The organism is Kosakonia sp. YIM B13588 (assembly GCF_042788165.1).
GTDB lineage: Bacteria > Pseudomonadota > Gammaproteobacteria > Enterobacterales > Enterobacteriaceae > Kosakonia > Kosakonia sacchari.
Window position 1 is genome coordinate 25,139 of the sequence record NZ_JBHZPO010000010.1, and the last position, 17,983, is coordinate 43,121.

Here is a 17,983-nt window from a genome sequence, read left to right on the forward strand (position 1 = left end):
TCGCGCTTACGAGGTTGACGATGAACACGCCTGACGCCGTTGTTGTACTCTGCACCGCCCCGGATGAAGCCACCGCCCAGGATTTGGCGGCCAAAGTGCTGGCAGATAAGCTCGCTGCCTGTGTCACCCTTTTGCCGGGCGCGACCTCGCTCTATTACTGGGAAGGCAAACTCGAACAAGAGTATGAAGTGCAACTGCTGCTTAAAACCGACGTCGCACATCTCGAAGACCTCTTCGCCAGCATCAAATCGCACCATCCTTACAAGACCCCGGAATTACTGGCTTTACCCGTCACCCACGGAGATTACGATTACCTCTCATGGCTCAACGCATCTTTACGCTGATCCTGCTGCTGTGCAGCACCACCGCTTTTGCGGGCTTATTCGACGCGCCCGGTCGCTCCAGTTTTGTACCCGCCGACCAGGCGTTTACCTTTGATTTTCAGCAGCATCAGCACGATTTAACGCTCAACTGGCAGGTTAAAGAGGGTTACTACCTTTATCGCCAGCAAATTCACGTCACCCCGGCGCAAGCAACTATTGGCACGTTAACGCTGCCCAAAGGGGAGATGCATGAAGACGAGTTCTACGGCAAAACGGAAATCTACCGTAAACGCCTGAACCTGCCGCTCGATATCAACGCGGCGGCAAAAGGCGCGACGCTGACCGTCACTTACCAGGGCTGCGCCGATGCCGGGTTCTGTTATCCGCCGGAAACCAAAGTGGTGCCGCTGATGGAAGTCGCGGCGGCTACACCGGTAAATGCGCCACCGGCCGCACCGCAGGAAACCACTGCAAACCAGCTTCCCTTCTCTGCGCTGTGGGCGGTGTTGATCGGCATCGGCATCGCGTTTACGCCGTGTGTGCTGCCAATGTACCCGCTGATTTCCGGCATTGTGCTTGGCGGAAAACAGCGTCTTGCCACACCGCGCGCGCTGCTGCTGGCGTTTATCTACGTGCAAGGCATGGCGCTTACCTATACGGCGCTGGGGCTGGTGGTCGCGGCAGCAGGTTTATCATTCCAGGCAGCACTGCAACACCCGTACGTGCTGATTGGCCTGTCGGTAATGTTCACGCTGTTGGCGCTGTCAATGTTCGGCCTGTTTACCTTACAGCTTCCTTCTGCGCTGCAGACCCGTTTAACCCTGTGGAGTAACCGCCAGCAGGGCGGCTCCGTGGGCGGAGTGTTTGCCATGGGCGCGATAGCCGGGCTGATTTGTTCGCCCTGCACCACCGCACCGTTAAGCGCCATCCTGCTCTATATTGCGCAAAGCGGTAACCTGTGGCTCGGCGGCGGTACGCTCTACCTTTACGCGCTGGGCATGGGCTTGCCGCTGATCCTCGTGACTGTCTTCGGTAACCGGTTACTGCCCAAAAGCGGGCCGTGGATGGAGCAGATCAAAACCGCTTTTGGCTTTGTGATCCTCGCCCTGCCGGTCTTTCTGCTGGAGCGCGTGCTCGGTGAAACGTGGGGGCTGCGGCTGTGGTCGCTGCTCGGCGTGGCGTTTTTCGGCTGGGCATTTATCACCAGTCTGGGTGCGAAGCGTGCGTTTGTCCGCGTGCTGCAAATCGCGCTGCTCGGCGCGGCGCTGGTCTGTGCGCGTCCGTTACAGGATTGGGCGTTTGGTGTCCCCACCGCGCAGACGCACTCGCCGCTGGCGTTCACGCCTGTTTCGACCGTCGACGACCTGAACAAGGCACTGGCGCAGGCCAACGGCCGCCCGGTGATGCTGGATCTCTACGCCGACTGGTGCGTGGCGTGTAAAGAGTTTGAGAAGTACACCTTTAGCGACGCCCACGTACAAGCTGCGCTGAAAGATACCGTGTTATTGCAGGCCAACGTAACGGCCAACAACGCGCAGGACGCCGCGCTGCTGCGCCATCTCAATGTGCTGGGTCTGCCAACGATTCTGTTTTTCGACGCGCAAGGCCATGAGCAACCGGCAGCGCGGGTGACCGGGTTTATGGACGCCGCCGCGTTCGCCGCGCATTTGCGCAATCGCACCCCGTAAACAACACTTTGTGGGGGAATGATCTTCAGATAACGGAGGATATCACCGTGCAACGCGAAGACGTTTTGAGTCAAACTTTGCAATTACTTGAATTAAGAGGGATTGCGGACACCACTCTTGAAATGGTTGCCGAGCGCATCGACTATCCCATCGATGAGTTCCGCCGTTTCTGGCCAGACAAAGAGGCGCTGCTGTATGACGCGCTGCGTTATCTCAGCCAGCAGGTGGATGTCTGGCGCAGGCAACTGCTGTTAGACGAAACGCTCAGCAATGAGCAAAAACTGCTGGCGCGCTACGGCGCGCTCACTGAGTGCGTGAGCAATAACCGCTATCCAGGTTGTTTGTTTATTGCCGCCTGCACCTTCTTCCCGGATCCGGCGCACCCGATCCACCAGCTTGCCGATCAGCAAAAGCGCGACGCCCATGACTTCTCGCATCAGTTGCTGACGCAGTTAGAAGTGGACGATCCGGCGATGGTGGCGAAGCAGATGGAGCTGGTGCTGGAGGGTTGTCTGAGCAGGATGCTGGTTAACCGCAGCCAGGCCGATGTTGATACGGCCCAGCGGCTGGCGGAAGATATTCTGCGCTTTGCCCGCTGCCGCCAGGGCGGCGCGCTGACCTAAGCGCCCAGAAATCCCGCCCACGCGGAGAGTAACAGGCACAGTGCCATCACACGCTGAAACCAGAGCAGCGATGTGGTGGTGCGAAACAGCCGGTTGACCGCCTTGCCGAGCAACGTCCACGCGCTCAGGCATAGCAGTGAGATCAGCAAAAACCACAGCGACAGCAACGACACCTCGCGTAGCGGATGCGCGCCGTGCGGGGCAAACAGGCTGACCACCGCCAGCGCCATCATCCAGGTTTTCGGGTTAATCAATTGCAGCATCGCTGCCGCACGGCCGCTAAACGGTCTCTGCGCTTCGCCCTGCAAATCGGCCGCGGGCGCGGTAAATAATTGCCAGCTCAGCCAGCTTAACCACAACGCCCCCGCCCAGCTCATCGCCTCACGCACCAGTGGATAACTGCGCAGTACTTCACCCGCGCCCGCTCCGGAAATAAACACAATCAGGCTGGCCGCCACGCAGGCGCTCACCACCGCAGGCAACGTCGCTTTGATGCCAAAACGCTGGCTGCTGGTCAGGATCAAAATGTTGGTTGGGCCAGGCGTAATCGATGCCACAAAGGCGAAGAGTAAAAATGGCAGATAGCTATAAAACAGGTTCACAGGCAGGCTCCTTATTAATGAGCCTTAGACTGTCGCGTTATTTGCCGTCGTCGTCTGGAAGATTTGTGCACAGCCTGCGGTAGTGCGCAGGAGAGAGACGGTACGCGCGCTGGAACCAGCGCCCGAGATGGCTTTGATCGGCAAATCCCAGCGCGGCAGCAACCCCTGCTGGCGTCTCCCCTTTCGCCAGTTGCGAACGTGCGGTGGCCAGTCGCAGTTGGATCAGCCAGGCGTGCGGGCTTAAATGGAACTCGCGTTTAAAACAGCGTGTCAGCGTAAAGCGATCGGTTCCCGTTTCCCGCGCCAGATCCGAAAGGCCAACGTTGTCGCCAATGTGCGCATGCAGATAATCACGCGCACGGTGAGCAATGGCTGTACTTTGCAACTGCGACGGCAGCCGTTTGCGCCACTGGCAATGGTGCGTAAGCTGGCTGAGCAGCCCATCCATGGCGCTTTGCTGGACGATGCGCATCTCTTCGCTGTGCAGGGCGTAAAAGGTGTGTGCAATCGCGCGGATCAGTTGCGGTTCCCTGGCGATAGTGTGGGAAAAATGCAGTGAATAGCTGGATGGGACCGATTCATACAGGCCGCGTAACGTGTCGCTGAGCCAGCGATCATCAAGGTAAAAGGTCAGATAGGTAAACCCGCCTTCTACCGGGGCATCACCATCGTGGATCTCGCCCGGCTCCAGCAAAAAGGCATCGCCCGGCGTGCTACGGTGGCGCTCCCGCCGACAGTGAAACTGCTGCGTCCCGGAAAGCGTAATGCCCACCAGATAGCTGTCGTGCCAGTGCGGATCGTAAGCGTGCCCTTCAAAATGGGCGCGGATGGTTTCAATTCCCGTATCCGCGTGTTGCCGCAGTTCCAGCCAGTCTTTCGCCATATCGCCTCCAACGTGCCACCGGTAGTTAGCATTCATCTCCTTAAGGTAAAAGTCTGGAAGATTTGTGCAAGGGTCGTTTTGTGCCGTGCAAATGCGCAGATTGCCGCAAAGTTGAGCAACTGGATAGAATTGAAGGAAATAAAGTTGACGCCTTAATACGATTAAGGTTTAATGCGCCCCGTTGCCCGGATAGCTCAGTCGGTAGAGCAGGGGATTGAAAATCCCCGTGTCCTTGGTTCGATTCCGAGTCCGGGCACCACTTCTTCAGAGAACCCAGCCTATGGCTGGGTTTTTGCTTTTCACTGTTCCAGTCGATTTCTCATCGAGCCGGTTTGTGTAAGCATCCGCATAATAGTGCCATTCACATTTAGAGATCTTCCGGCATACTCAATCTGCCAACGAAGGAGATCGCCATGCGTAAAGCCCGTTTTACTGAGCACCAGATCATCACCGTGATTAAGACAGTCGAAACAGGACGTACTGTTAAGGATGTCTGCCGGGAGTCCGGTATTTCTGAGGCGACTTACTACAACTCGAAATCCAGATAAGGCGGCATGGAAGCATCTGATATTGAAAAGATAAAGGATCCTGAAGATGAGAACCACCGTCTCAAAGAGATGTTTGCCGATCTCAGGCTTGAGAACCGGGCACTGAAAGATGTTATCGAAAAAACTTTAAAGCGTGGGCTGGTAGCTCATCGGATAACGACATTCGGACTCAGTATTCGTCAGGCCTGCCGGAGTCTGAATCTGAGCAGAACGGTTTACCATTACCGCCCAGATACCACCCGTGATGAGCCCGTTATTTTCGCATTACAGGCTGCCGCCGAAAGGTATCCACGATATGGTTTCCCAAAGTTATTTCAGATTCTGCGGCGGCAGGGATACCCGTGGAATCATAAAAGGATCCACCGAATTTATTGTCTGCTGAAGCTGAATTTTCGCCGCAAAGGTAAACAGCGTCTGCCTGTGCGTAATCCGGTACCGTTGGCTACACCGGAAGCGTTAAACCAGAGCTGGTCAGTCATGCACGACTCTCTGATTTGCGGTCGCCGTTTTCGTACGTTCAATGTCGTTGATGATTTTAATCGTGAGGCGTTGTCGATTGAAATCGACCTGAATCTGCCAGCCCAGCGAGTAGTTCGTGTACTCGACAGGATCGCAGCCAGCCGGGGAGATCCCGTCACGCTTCGCATGGATAATGGTCCGGAATTTATCTCTCTAAAGCTTGCCGAATGGGCAGAAAAGCATACCGTAAAGCTGGAATTGATCAGGCCGGGCAAACCAACGCAGAATGCTTTTATAGAACACTTTAACCGAACATATCGAACGGAAATACTCGATTTTTATCTTTCAGAACACTGAATGAAGTACGGGAAGTAACGGAAAAATAGTTGTCGGAATATAACTGCGTACGTCCACATGAATCACTGACCAATCTGACACATGAGGAATACCGACTAAAAAATTATCTGGCCGGGATCTCAAAATATGCATGGAACTAATACGGGTCTATTTACAGTCGATGGCTTAAAATATGCCTATATATGAAATTTATATAAATTATCCGAATTGCAGTAATGCATCTATCTCAACACACATCTCCCATAAAATTAATACACTTATCAATATTTGCACAGCAATTGACTTTGCCCATCCTTCATCCTATAATTTTATGTCTTTAACATAAATAACATCTCCATATGGAATGTTCAAATTAAAAAATAAATTTGGAAACGGGTGAAAATGATTGATGCGCCTATTACAGCAAAAGGATCTGATGATAAGGGTCTGGTCTTTTTAACAATATACTTTTCATCTATAATATGGGCAGGATATTCCTTACTGGCATTTCCATTCTTATCCCCATTGAAACTGGTGACTTACATTATTATTTTCGGTGCCATCATTTGGATATACACATATGTGAATTCAAACAAATCACCTAAAATTAATATTAGTCGCCATAATATTTATTACTCTCTTGCATTAACATTCTTTTCTCTATTTACAACTGCTGGCTTCGAACCAGGCATGCAGGTATATGTCAGATTTTCGCCATGGATTGATGCAGACTTATTGAATACGTGGCATCAGGATACTGCATTTCATACTTCTTTAATTCGAAGCATTATTAATTGGGGCTATCCAAGTGTTGCTTTAGATGGGCACCCATTAACAACCTATCATTTGCTTAGTCATTATATAGATGCAGCTCTTATTTCAATATCCAGATTAGATGCTTATGATGGATATGGATTTATGGTGTATACAAAGGCCTTAATGCTGAATCTAACTTGCATATCTTTTGTTTCATCCCTCTCAAAAAATAAAAATTTCATATTATGGGGTTCCATAATATTTATCCCCTCATTTATAGGTACATGGCACGTCATCGGCTCCCATGCCCTATGGGCTACAAGTTTTCTGCTAATCATGATTTCGCTGAAAGCATATGCGATCTTATTAAAAGAAAAAACCACTTCTTTTGACTATCTATTTTTAAGTTTTGTCGCCATTTTGCTGTGCGCTGGTAAACTATCTACTGGCTTTGCGTTTATTTGCATCTATTACTCTGTCTTGTTTCTTAAGGACTCGAGAAATTTAAAATTCTATGTTTCCTGCATTAGCTTGCTGATTTTTTTATTATTTTATCAGAAATTTTTCAACTACTCTTATGGAGTAAATAGCAATATAAACTTCGGTAATATAAATTTTAAGAGTCTTTCAAACTTTATAGCAGAAGATAATAAATATAAAAATTCATTTATAGTATTTTCAGTTGTATTTTTAGGTATTTATTTATTAAATAAAAAAATAATTGCCGTACAAATGTTATTTGCAACTCTTGCAACTATATTCACGATTTATATCGTGATTAATATTTTCAGTGGTTTTGGCTATAGTGATAAATATTATTTCGTGCAAGGCTATTTCTCTGTAATGATAGTTATCGCATTTATTATGTGTAGCAGTTATTATAATGACTTCGCACTTTATTCACTTGAAAGAAGTATGGAGTTAAGGAAATTATTAGGAACAGTTACAGTACTCGCATCTTTATTCATAACCTCATTCTTTTTCTTACCTATATCATCTCTTCAAAAAGTAACGTTTGGTAATTTGAAGACAGTATTAACTACGGTGATAATTAGGCCATATATGACAGTATCAAATGTTTCAGGAAATAAATACGATTTATTCCATGAACCAAAAAAGCAACAGTATTATGAATTAAGAGAGCGAGGGAGCATTTATACTTTTTATTCTGAAATCAAGAAATATATGGATGATAATAAAATAGAGAAAAAAGATGCTGCTATTTTTATTCCTCGTGATATTGCAGAGAAAGAATTTATTGCAAAACTTAATGCCGCACAGAAAAAATTCTACGCTATGAATCTCTATGCCATGACCGGTATCCAACTGATAGATTCAGTACAGGAAAAAGCGCTGGGTTATGGTTTTAAGAATTATGATAATAATTCAGTCATGACGAACAAGATAGTTTATTCAGACGAGTGCAAACGTCTGAAACTGACCGTAATATTTGAACTCATACAAACCGAAAAGCTGCATGTTGTACCTCATAAATGTGGATAACGCCTTACAGCGTAAAAGGCAGATAAAGTAGAGGCGTATAACCAATTGTGACAAATGATACTCAAAAAAATGCCACTAGGCATCATGTACAGAATGCGCAAATTTATTCGGCATATACACGTTTAACGTCCTGAATTGGCGATCAAATTATTGATTTGAGTTTTTTGGGGGGTATCATATTCGCAAGAATGCAACTTCAGATTTTACATTGTGTTACAAAATTACAGTGCGCGGGTAGCTGAAGAGCCTGGGGCGGTAGCGTGGTTTCTTGACCACATATCTATTTGATTCCTGAAGATACTTTTTTCTATGCAAGCGCAGCGAAAGAGAAATTCATTTCTCTCACACCTTAAGTTAAATCACACCTAAAAAATAACGTCTATTCAGGTAAATCATCATGAATGATAAAACAAATATTAATGTGCCATTTTTCAGTACATCATGTGTCAACTCAAAATTTGATTTATCCAGTATTGCTCAGAAAGTTATAAACTCATATTGGTATATTCTTGGGAATGAAGTCAATGAATTTGAAAAGGAGTTCGCTAATTATTTAAATATTAAGCATTGCATCTCTGTCGCGAATGGAACAGATGCGTTAACTATTGCTCTAAAGTCAGTAGGTGTAAGCAGTGGTGATAAAGTTATAACTACAGCAAATGCAGGCTTTTATAGTAGTACCGCTATATATGCCGTAGACGCAGAACCAATTTATGTAGATATTGATACTGAGTCATTAACAATGAGTTTTTCCGATTTTGTCGCAGCCCTGGACTATCAACCTAAGGCCGTAATTGTTACTCATTTATATGGAAAATTATCACCAGCGATAAAAGAAATTGCGGCATTGGCTAAGGAAAAAGGAATAATGATTATTGAAGATTGTGCTCAAGCCCATGGAGCAAAAAGCAATAAGCGTCATGCCGGCACATTTGGCGATGTAGCTTGCTTTAGCTTTTATCCGACCAAAAATCTCGGCGCACTTGGTGATGGTGGAGCAATTGTAACCTCTAATGACGAATTTGCGGTTAACGCAAGGAATTTACGTCAGTATGGATGGACAGAAAAATATCATGTTACCGTTAAAGATGGTCAAAATAGCCGCCTGGATGAATTGCAAGCTGCTTTCTTAAGAGCAAAGCTACCTTTTCTTGACGAATCCAACGAAGAAAGACGACAAATTGCGCAACGTTATAATAACGCGTTCCAAAAATTACCGATTGTTCTTCCTACTTCAATAGATGAAGGCTATGTCGCGCATTTGTATGTTATCCAATCGGAACAGAGAGATGAGCTAGCTGTTTACTTAAAAAATAATGGCGTAAGTTGCGACATACACTATCCTGTACCAGACCATCTGCAATCAGCCTATAACTATAGTAGCTCAATAAAATTGACTAGGACTGAAAGAGTCTGTGAGAAAATTATATCATTGCCTTGTTATCAGGGAATGGATGAAACACATATTCATAGAGTAATCAGTACAGTCTGTGATTTTTTTAAAAGAGGGTAATTGCCTTGTTATCATTGATTATACCAGTTTATTTAAATGAAGGTTCTCTTCCGGAATTATTAGACTCTATTAGTAACATAAATAATGACCTTGAAGAAGAACTGGAAGTTATTTTTGTTGTCGATGGCAGCCCGGATAATTCATATCAAATATTAAAAAAATCACTTGCCGATAGGCAATTTAAATCACAACTAATACTCCTGTCCCGTAATTTTGGCTCATTTATTGCCACACGAACAGGTCTTCAGTTAAGTACGGGGGAACGTTTCGCAGTCATGGCAGCCGATCTGCAAGAGCCGCCTGAACTTGTATTAGAAATGAATAAAAAACTACTTACTGAAGATCTGGATGTTGTTGTAGGTGTAAGAGAATCACGTGCTGATCCTTTATTATCAAAACTATCTTCCCAAATTTTTTGGTGGATTTATAAAAAGTATGTTATTCCCGAAATGCCAACAGGCGGAGTTGATATGTTTGCCTGTAACAAGCAATTCAGAGATGTTCTACTTACACTGGAAGAAAGACATAGTTCGTTAATTTCACAATTATTCTGGATTGGATTTAATCGGGGGGTTGTTTCGTATAAGAGAAGGAAAAGACAACACGGAAAATCGGCATGGACACTACGGAAAAAAATAACTTATTTAATGGACAGCGTGTTTTCTTTTACTGACCTTCCGATTAGATTACTGGTCAGGGCTGGGGCTATAGGAACTATATTAGCCGGACTGTTTGGCATTTTTGTTTTAATTTCCAGAATACTTGGAATTATTACATTACCTGGTTACTCCATGACAATTTTCACTATATTGTTTTTCTCAAGTCTCAATTTGCTGGGTATTGGGATTATAGGATCGTATGCATGGCGAACTTATGAAAATACCAAGAACCGTCCCATTTCTATTCCTATGAAAATTGATCATTTTAGAGGTAAAAATGTCCAATAAGAAATTTTTTGTTCATGAAAAAGGAATCTGTGAATCACATAATATTGGGGAAAATACTCATGTAGGAGCGTTTACTCATATTTTACCTGGCGCACAAATTGGTAGTGAATGTAATATATGTGATAATGTCTTCATTGAAAGTGACGTTATCATTGCGAATCGGGTAACATTGAAATGCGGTGTTCAGATATGGGATGGTATCACTATCGAAGATGATGCATTTATAGGACCTAATGTTACTTTTACTAGCGATAAATTTCCGAGCAGCAAAATGTATCCCGAGCAATTCGCGCGTACAACGATTAAAAAAGGCGCATCGCTGGGCGCAAACTCCACAATCCTTCATGGAATTACGATAGGTTCAAATGCGATGATAGGTGCTGGTGCCGTAGTGACTCGTTCAGTCCCACCAAACGCCATTGTCATCGGCAACCCGGCCAAAATTGTTGGTTATGTTGACACCGTTTCAACTAATGATACTAAAAAAGAAAATACCGTGGTTAACCAAGAAATCATTGAGACTGCGGTGCGTGGCGTGACGATTCATAATCTTCCTGTCGTAACAGATATGCGAGGTTGTCTTTCCGTTGGTGAATTCTCACGCTCAATCCCTTTCGAGGCCAAACGTTACTTCATTGTTTACGATGTACCGACAAAAGAAACTCGAGGCGAGCATGCTCACCATGAATGCCATCAATTCTTGGTCGCAATAAAGGGTGTTATTCATGTTGTTGCCGATGATGGCATGAACCGCCAGGAGTTTGTTCTTAATGCTCCCAACATAGGTATCTATCTCCCCCCTAAAACTTGGGGCATTCAATATCGTTATTCATCTGATGCCATCCTATTGGCTTTCGCCTCGGATTATTATGATGCGAAAGACTACATTCGTGATTATGATGAATTTATTGCTGTTAAAAGACCAAACTAAATTGATGATCACTTCATGCTTGTGAAAAATAATTCATTTTTTCGATTCATTCTGTCTGGCGGGATAAATACTGCATTTACATATGCCATTTATTTAATCTCACTTCGCTTCCTTAATTATAAGATAAGTTACAGTATTGCTTATATATCAGGCGTGATTTTATCTTTTATTCTTAATCGCTTTTTTGTCTTTGCCACGCATAAGGGAATAAAATCGATTATTCTTTATCCTTTTGTTTATGTATTTCAGTATTTTTTTGGACTATTTATAGTTTGGCTCTGGGTTTCTGAGCTTAAGTTGGCTCCTGAAATTGCCCCTATAGTATCTATCATTTTGACTATTCCTTTAACATTCGTTCTTTCTCGATTTGTTTTTGTCGGAAGACAATAACACTCATTGTTTATATCAATTTAAGCTCAAGGCTCTTTTGACGGGATTATACATCCAAGTTCTCCCCAAGTTTATTCCACATCTAGCATCACTTATTTTATGAACCCGCCTAAAAGGCGGGTTCTTTACTTTTAGAGCAATGAAATACCCATTGAATTGCGATCTATTATTCGACACAAGTAGCCACATTCTGTTGAACTCGAATTGAATCTTATGTTTAGTTCAGTAATATCACATATCAAATACTGAAGATCTGTTTATGCACTCAGCATATATTTCTAATGACCTGACGCCATTATTTCCCCGGCAAGCGAGCACCAGGAAAATTGGTGAACCAACGTAGTGTACGAGGTCGTAAGACAGACTGTAACTAGACCACTTTAGTTCTACGCAGTTTTTGAGTTTTCCGGATTTTCAGCCATCAGCTAGTATCGTACTCTTCCGGCATCAGCTCATTTAGAGATTAATGATGCCATTCGCTGTTATATTCTGTCAGCCAGTGCTTCGTGATTACCCTTACCTTAACGTTATTCTGACCAGTAAAAATCGAGAATTTTCGTCCGGTATGCCTGGTTAAAACTCTTTACAGAAGGATTCTGTGTCGGCTTTCCCGGTCTGATAAATCTGGTATTAAGACATGTTCTTCTGCCCAAAGGGCCTGAGACAGTGATACCTGTTTAAGGTAATTATCCATCCGCATTTTCAGTGGATAAGAGCACTTTGCCACTATTCTGTCCGGAACGTATACACCTCACTGTGCCGGAATCTTCAAATCGAACTCAATCGTCAGGCCTCACGATTAAAGTTATTCATCTCATTAAAGGTCCGGAAGCATCTGCCACACAGCAAATCATCATGCCAACCTCGCTCTGGTTAAGCGCTCCCGGCGTCGGCAGTGAGTACCCAGTTATTCGATTCGCCGCGCCAGATATCCAACTGATAAATACACGGTCTTGCTCAGCGACTCTACCCTACAGGACTGCCATATACTCATTGAAAATCTCTTTCAGATGGCCGACAAGTTCACATTTTATCGTTGGTTCGAAAGCTTTTTCTACAACGTCTTTTAACACTCTATTTTCCAGGTTGAGATCGGCAAACATCTATTTGAGGCGTAGGTTCTCGTCTTCCACATCTTTTATCTTTTTAATATCAGCTGCTTCTATCCCAATATATTCCGCCTTCCAGTTGTAGTACGTGTCTTCAGCGATCCCGACCTCACGACGGATATCTTTGACACGCGTCCGGCCGCAACAGACATCAGAATGGCGATAATCTGACACCAGGTAAACCGAGCTTTACAACATGGCGATCTCTTTAGTGGACACAATCAGTATGTCGGGAGATCTCTGAAAGTGAATGGTCTGGTTAAGCAGTGTGCTTACAGTACGACTTACGCAATTTGTCAGCGAGTTACAGGTGTAAGCCTCTGCATTCTGTCAAAACGAGGCGTGCTGTAGCACACCACATTGTTCTGCGGAAAATCGCAGCGCCTTGTTTTTCCATGCGATCGCGTCAATAGTGTCTTTTTTCCTGAAACGGATATTCCTATGGTTAAGAGCGTAAATCGCGCCTCGCTGTCTGCGGCGGCGCTGGTGCTGTTAGTGATCCTTATCTATACCGGCTGGTTTGCCAAAGACCGGGTAACCTGGCTGATGGAAGTGGTTCCGGTCATGATTGTCGTGCCATTGTTGCTCGTTACCAGGCACCGTTATCCGCTGACATCGCTGCTGTATGTGCTGATCTTTTTCCACACCATTATTCTGATGGTCGGCGGAATGTATACCTACGCGAAAGTCCCTATTGGTTTTGATGTGCAACATCTTTTAGGGCTGAGCCGTAACCCCTATGACAAACTTGGTCACTTCTTTCAGGGGCTTGTGCCGGCGCTTGCTGCCAGAGAAATACTGCTGCGCGGGCAATATGTGCGGGGCGGGAAGATGCTCGACTTTATCGTCTGCTGCATTGCGCTGGCAATTAGCGCCACCTATGAACTCATTGAGTGGTGGGCAGCGCTGGCAATGGGCCAGGGCGCAGACGAGTTTCTCGGCACCCAGGGCGATCCGTGGGATACCCAGTCGGATATGTTCTGCGCTCTACTTGGTGCGCTGACTACGGTGCTGGTTCTGGGACACTGGCACAAACGCCAGCTCAACATGTAAGACAAATCGCGGCGAAGACTGGAGCCAACGGTATTCGCCGCCTATACTCCGGGGATCCCCCCTAACGCCCACACACATATGACCACGCAACTTCTCACCCGTGACTGGCGCTTGTCCGCCGCCGTTGCTCTGCTAGCGGTGGTGCTGGCTGCTGCCTTCGCTTTACATGCGCACTGGGCGGCCTTTTTGCAATGGTGCCTGGCGACACAAATCACCCTGCACCGCTATCTGGTGATGTATTTGCTGCAACTGAATAACCACCAGTACAGCGGCGGCTTATGGCTGCTGACCGGCGCTTTCTTTTATGGCGTGCTGCACGCGATTGGCCCAGGCCACGGCAAGTTTATTGTTACCACCTGGCTTAGCACCAATAACGAAAGCCAGACCGCGGCGCGTGTCATTCCCGTGCTGGGCAGCCTGATGCAAGGCATCAGCGCCATTCTGTTCGTCTTTATTCTGGCAGTCGGTTTCAACCTTGCCGCAGGCGATCTCAGTGAAAGCCGCTGGTACGTTGAGAAAATAAGTGCGGTGATGATTGGCGGTTTTGGTGCTTATGTCGTCTGGAACGCACTGAAAAGCCTGAAGCCGCGCAAGCTGGCAATCCGTTCACTTAGCCCCGTACATCAGCATGACGATCATTGCGGCTGCGGCCACCACGGCGTTGGCGTGAGCACGCAAGGCGACTGGAAAACGCGTCTCGGCGTGATCCTCGCTATCGGCGCACGGCCTTGCAGCGGAGCAATCATGATTTTGCTCTTCGCCAATGCGCTTGGCATCGTGAGTTGGGGCATTGCTGCCGTAATGACCATGGCGGTCGGCACGGCGCTGTCGATCGCCGGATTGTCGCTGGCGGTGCGCTATGCGCGTAACAGCACGGCGGCGTTTTTTGGCGGTGAAGCCAGCACGTTATACAGGTTCGTTCCGGTGCTGAAAATTGCCGGTGGCGTAGCGCTGATCCTGTTCGCACTGGTACTGTTTTTAACGGTTATTCCGGTGAGCGCGAACGGGGATTATATTGCGGCGGGATGTTAAAAAATCCCGGATGACAGCGCCATCCGGGATTGGCATTACTCGTTGATTTTTGGATGTTGCTGCACCAGACGCGTACGTTTTTCCTGCAACTGAGCGATCTCTTCATCAATGTCTTCGATTTTCTGCTCAATGTTATCGTGATGCTCCTGCAAGATTTCCCGCGCTTCCTGCAGATCCGACGCCGCCGGGGTCGCTCCTTTCAGCGGTAAGTTCGCCGTCTCTTTCATCGTCAGGCCGGTAATCAGGCCAATCACCGCAACCACCATCAAGTAATAGGCTGGCATCAGCAGGTTGGCAGAGCTTTCCACCAGCCAGGCTGTCAGCGTCGGCGTCAGACCGGCAATCAGGATAGAGATGTTGAACGCACTCGCCAGCGCGCTGTAGCGAAGGTGCGTCGGGAACATCGCTGGCAACGTTGATGCCATCACGCCGGTAAAGCAGTTCAGCACCACCGCCAGCATCAGCAGGCCCGCGAAGATCAGGCCAATAACGTTGCTGTTAATCATAATGAAGGCCGGGATCGCCAGCACAAACAGCGCAATGCTGCCGAGAATGACAAACGGACGGCGGCCAAAGCGGTCGCTTAACAACCCCATCACCGGCTGCACAAACAACATACCAATCATGATGGCAATGATGATCAGCACACCGTGGTCTTCGGAATAGTGCAGGTTATGCGACAAGTAACTTGGCATGTACGTCAGCAGCATGTAGTAGGTCACGTTGGTGGCAATCACCAGACCAATACAGGTCAGTAGGCTGCGCCAGTGTTTCGTCGCAATCTCTTTAAACGAGACTTTCGGTCCATCCTGCAATCCCTGGCGATCGCCCTGCTCCAGTTTGTCGACGTGCTGCTGGAATGCCGGGGTCTCTTCCAGCGCATGGCGTAGATAGAGACCAATTAACCCCAGCGGCAGCGCCAGGAAGAACGGGATACGCCAGCCCCAGTCGAGGAAGTTCTCTTCACCGACAATGGTAGAAAGCAGAACGACTACGCCCGCGCCGAGCACAAAACCGGCGATGGAACCAAAGTCCAGCCAGCTACCCATAAAGCCGCGTTTTCGGTCCGGCGAGTATTCGGCGACAAAGATGGATGCCCCGGTATATTCGCCGCCCACCGAGAAGCCCTGCGCCATCTTACACAGCAGCAGTAAAATCGGCGCCCAGATACCAATGGTGGCATACGACGGGATCAGACCAATACAGAAGGTACTGACGGACATGATCACTATCGTTATTGCGAGGATTTTTTGTCGGCCGTATTTATCGCCCAACATGCCGAAGAACAGGCCACCTAACGGACGAATCAGGAACGGAACCGAGAAGGTCCCAAGCGCGGCAATCATCTGCACGCTGGGGTTTGCATCGGGGAAGAACACCTTACCAAGGGCGTAGGCCACAAAGCCGTAAACGCCAAAATCAAACCACTCCATGGCGTTACCCAACGATGCGGCGGTAATCGCTTTACGCAATTTGCCATCATCGATAATGGTCACATCACGCAAGGTGATGGGTTTAATTTTTTTCCTTTTTAGCATGCATCTATTCCTCTTTAGACTTTCGCCCTGAACCGCCCGGCGTACTCTCCCTGCCGGGCGTTTTAACTGGCTTTTCAGCCTTCCTGTTCAAGCGTAGCAGGTTTACTTACACGGACTGTTTAAAGCCTGTACAACCGAACCTGTTGACGCCTGCTGGGCAGTGGATGACCTTTTTACCCTAACAGGGTTTAAAAATGTGATCAAATTCACATAGTTTTACTACGCAATAATCCTCCTCACAGTTTTAACGCTTTTTCTCTCCTCTGGAATAAGAAACATCTAATGCGTTACAGGCTAAAAATACGCCGGTAATCACCCTCGTGATTATTACCTTCCTTGTCATCTTCTTCATATATTTCTTCACAACTCATTTACAGCAAAAATAAATAAACAAATATCAGATTATCTTTACGCAAAATATGTGATCAACGTAACTAAAACATTGTTTCATTCTTATTGAATAGATATTCCATTGATCGGATGATAACGACATAAACCCGCAACACAACGCCTTTTGATGCGGAGACCAGCGGCAATCGATAGCGAATGCCCTGCCTGAGAAATTCTTTAATGAATTGAAAATATTAACTATTAATTTTTAGCTTTCCTCGTTCATGGTAATGACGAGCAGTGAGGATTTATTATGAAAATCAAGGCCACGATAGAACGCATCCCTGGCGGGATGATGCTGGTTCCGCTGCTGTTAGGCGCAATTTTGAATACGCTGGCACCGGATACCGGTGCTTATTTTGGGTCATTCACTAAAGGGATGATTACCGGCACGGTACCCATCCTTGCCGTGTGGTTTTTCTGTATTGGCGCATCCATTGATTTACGCGCTACCGGCACCGTTTTACGTAAATCCGGTACGCTGGTACTGACAAAAATTGCCGTCGCCTGGGTAGTGGCAATGATCGCCGCGTCGTTTATTCCGGACACCGGCATCCAGACCGGATTCTTCGCCGGGCTTTCCGTGCTGGCGCTGGTTTCAGCCATGGACATGACCAACGGCGGTCTGTACGCGAGCCTGATGAACCAGTACGGCAGCAAAGAGGAGTCTGGCGCGTTTGTGTTGATGTCGCTGGAATCCGGCCCGCTGATGACCATGGTGATCCTCGGCTCCGCCGGTCTGGCCTCGTTTGAACCGCACCATTTTGTCGGTGCAGTGCTGCCGTTCCTGATTGGTTTCGCGCTGGGTAACCTCGATCACGATTTACGCGCTTTCTTCAGTAAAGCAACGCCGGTGCTGATCCCGTTCTTCGGCTTCGCACTGGGTAACACCATCAACCTGAGCGTTATCATGCAAACCGGCCTGCTGGGCATCTTCCTCGGCGTCGCGGTGATCATCATCACCGGTATTCCGTTGATCATCGCCGACCGTGTGATTGGTGGCGGTAACGGAACAGCAGGTGTCGCGGCCTCATCTGCGGCGGGTGCGGCGGTGGCGAACCCGGTGATTATCGCGCAGATTAACCCGGCGTTCGAACCGGTTGCTGCATCCGCAACCGCGCTGGTCGCCGCGAGTGTAATAGTAACGGCCATACTGGTGCCGATTATCACCGCGCTGTATGCGAGACGCTTCGGGTATGTGCCGCAAGCGAAAGAGGAAGCAGAGGATCCGATCGAGTCGACAGGACACTAAAGGTGCTCGATCAAAAAAGCCCCGTCAGGGCTGACGGTTCCCCATAAATAAAGACAGGCATAGAAGGTTGTGATCTACTTAGTGTTCCACCAAAAAGTAAGGTCACA

Annotated in this window: 14 protein-coding genes, 1 tRNA gene and 2 pseudogenes; 13 read left to right on the plus strand and 4 right to left on the minus strand. The window is 47.4% G+C overall.

What is annotated here, in order from left to right:
* The first annotated feature begins 20 nt into the window (after positions 1 to 20).
* Genes cutA through ACFX4U_RS16840 form a run of 3 tightly spaced genes read left to right on the plus strand, consistent with a single transcriptional unit; the run spans position 21 to position 2,634 of the window.
* Entirely contained in the window at positions 21 to 344 is a 324-nt protein-coding gene (gene cutA, locus ACFX4U_RS16830) for a divalent cation tolerance protein CutA (RefSeq protein WP_305737313.1), read from the plus strand.
* Positions 320 to 2,011, plus strand: a complete 1,692-nt coding sequence (locus ACFX4U_RS16835; protein ID WP_380218645.1) for a protein-disulfide reductase DsbD — start codon at positions 320 to 322, stop codon at positions 2,009 to 2,011. Before cutA ends, ACFX4U_RS16835 begins: the two co-directional genes overlap by 25 nt.
* Positions 2,012 to 2,058: 47 nt before the next feature.
* The gene (locus tag ACFX4U_RS16840) at positions 2,059 to 2,634 is read left to right on the plus strand and encodes a transcriptional regulator (RefSeq protein WP_200552090.1); all 576 of its coding nucleotides are present in this window, start codon (positions 2,059 to 2,061) and stop codon (positions 2,632 to 2,634) included.
* Here ACFX4U_RS16840 and ACFX4U_RS16845 read toward each other — a convergent pair.
* Together ACFX4U_RS16845 and ACFX4U_RS16850 are read right to left on the minus strand one after the other, a co-directional pair.
* Positions 2,631 to 3,236: a LysE family translocator gene (locus tag ACFX4U_RS16845; RefSeq protein ID WP_313507877.1), complete on the minus strand. Its 606-nt coding sequence runs from the start codon at positions 3,234 to 3,236 to the stop codon at positions 2,631 to 2,633. The genes ACFX4U_RS16840 and ACFX4U_RS16845 overlap by 4 nt on opposite strands.
* A gap of 37 nt (positions 3,237 to 3,273) precedes the next feature.
* Positions 3,274 to 4,119 carry an AraC family transcriptional regulator gene (locus tag ACFX4U_RS16850; RefSeq protein ID WP_131407159.1) on the minus strand — a complete coding sequence of 282 codons (846 nt, stop codon included), beginning with the start codon at positions 4,117 to 4,119 and terminating at the stop codon, positions 3,274 to 3,276.
* Between the two features lie 183 nt (positions 4,120 to 4,302).
* On the opposite strand from ACFX4U_RS16850, the gene ACFX4U_RS16855 reads away from it, so the two are divergent.
* The 7 genes and pseudogenes from ACFX4U_RS16855 (at position 4,303) to ACFX4U_RS16885 (ending at position 11,502) form a co-directional block, all read left to right on the plus strand.
* Positions 4,303 to 4,378 (plus strand) — tRNA-Phe (locus ACFX4U_RS16855).
* A gap of 154 nt (positions 4,379 to 4,532) precedes the next feature.
* Positions 4,533 to 5,623 (plus strand): annotated as a pseudogene (locus ACFX4U_RS16860) (IS3 family transposase).
* A 235-nt stretch (positions 5,624 to 5,858) separates the two neighbouring features.
* Positions 5,859 to 7,721 (plus strand): hypothetical protein, encoded by a 1,863-nt coding sequence (locus ACFX4U_RS16865; RefSeq protein ID WP_313507878.1) that lies wholly within the window; start codon positions 5,859 to 5,861, stop codon positions 7,719 to 7,721.
* A gap of 397 nt (positions 7,722 to 8,118) precedes the next feature.
* Positions 8,119 to 9,234, plus strand: a complete 1,116-nt coding sequence (locus ACFX4U_RS16870) for a DegT/DnrJ/EryC1/StrS family aminotransferase (protein WP_313507879.1) — start codon at positions 8,119 to 8,121, stop codon at positions 9,232 to 9,234.
* Positions 9,235 to 9,239: 5 nt separating this feature from the next.
* On the plus strand, positions 9,240 to 10,181 hold the full coding sequence (locus ACFX4U_RS16875) for a glycosyltransferase family 2 protein (RefSeq protein WP_313507880.1): 942 nt from the start codon (positions 9,240 to 9,242) through the stop codon (positions 10,179 to 10,181).
* On the plus strand, positions 10,171 to 11,112 hold the full coding sequence (locus ACFX4U_RS16880) for a WxcM-like domain-containing protein (RefSeq protein ID WP_313507881.1): 942 nt from the start codon (positions 10,171 to 10,173) through the stop codon (positions 11,110 to 11,112). The genes ACFX4U_RS16875 and ACFX4U_RS16880 overlap by 11 nt, the downstream gene beginning before the upstream one ends.
* Positions 11,113 to 11,127: 15 nt before the next feature.
* Complete coding sequence (locus tag ACFX4U_RS16885) at positions 11,128 to 11,502, plus strand: GtrA family protein (protein WP_380218646.1); 375 nt, start codon at positions 11,128 to 11,130, stop codon at positions 11,500 to 11,502.
* Between the two features lie 466 nt (positions 11,503 to 11,968).
* Here the strand turns inward: ACFX4U_RS16885 and ACFX4U_RS16890 are convergent.
* Positions 11,969 to 12,763, minus strand: a pseudogene (locus ACFX4U_RS16890) (integrase core domain-containing protein); the annotation flags it as partial.
* 289 nt (positions 12,764 to 13,052) lie between these two features.
* On the opposite strand from ACFX4U_RS16890, the gene ACFX4U_RS16895 reads away from it, so the two are divergent.
* Entirely contained in the window at positions 13,053 to 13,664 is a 612-nt protein-coding gene (locus tag ACFX4U_RS16895; protein ID WP_313507882.1) for a DUF2238 domain-containing protein, read from the plus strand.
* 78 nt (positions 13,665 to 13,742) lie between these two features.
* Positions 13,743 to 14,696 (plus strand): nickel/cobalt transporter, encoded by a 954-nt coding sequence (locus ACFX4U_RS16900; RefSeq protein ID WP_313507883.1) that lies wholly within the window; start codon positions 13,743 to 13,745, stop codon positions 14,694 to 14,696.
* Positions 14,697 to 14,731: 35 nt separating this feature from the next.
* On the opposite strand, the gene proP is transcribed toward ACFX4U_RS16900, so the two are convergent.
* A complete protein-coding gene (gene proP, locus ACFX4U_RS16905) occupies positions 14,732 to 16,234 on the minus strand; it encodes a glycine betaine/L-proline transporter ProP (protein WP_313507884.1) in 1,503 nt (500 codons plus the stop codon).
* A gap of 643 nt (positions 16,235 to 16,877) precedes the next feature.
* Here proP and kdgT point away from each other — a divergent pair.
* A complete protein-coding gene (gene kdgT / locus ACFX4U_RS16910; protein ID WP_313507885.1) occupies positions 16,878 to 17,876 on the plus strand; it encodes a 2-keto-3-deoxygluconate transporter in 999 nt (332 codons plus the stop codon).
* Positions 17,877 to 17,983 lie beyond the last annotated feature (107 nt).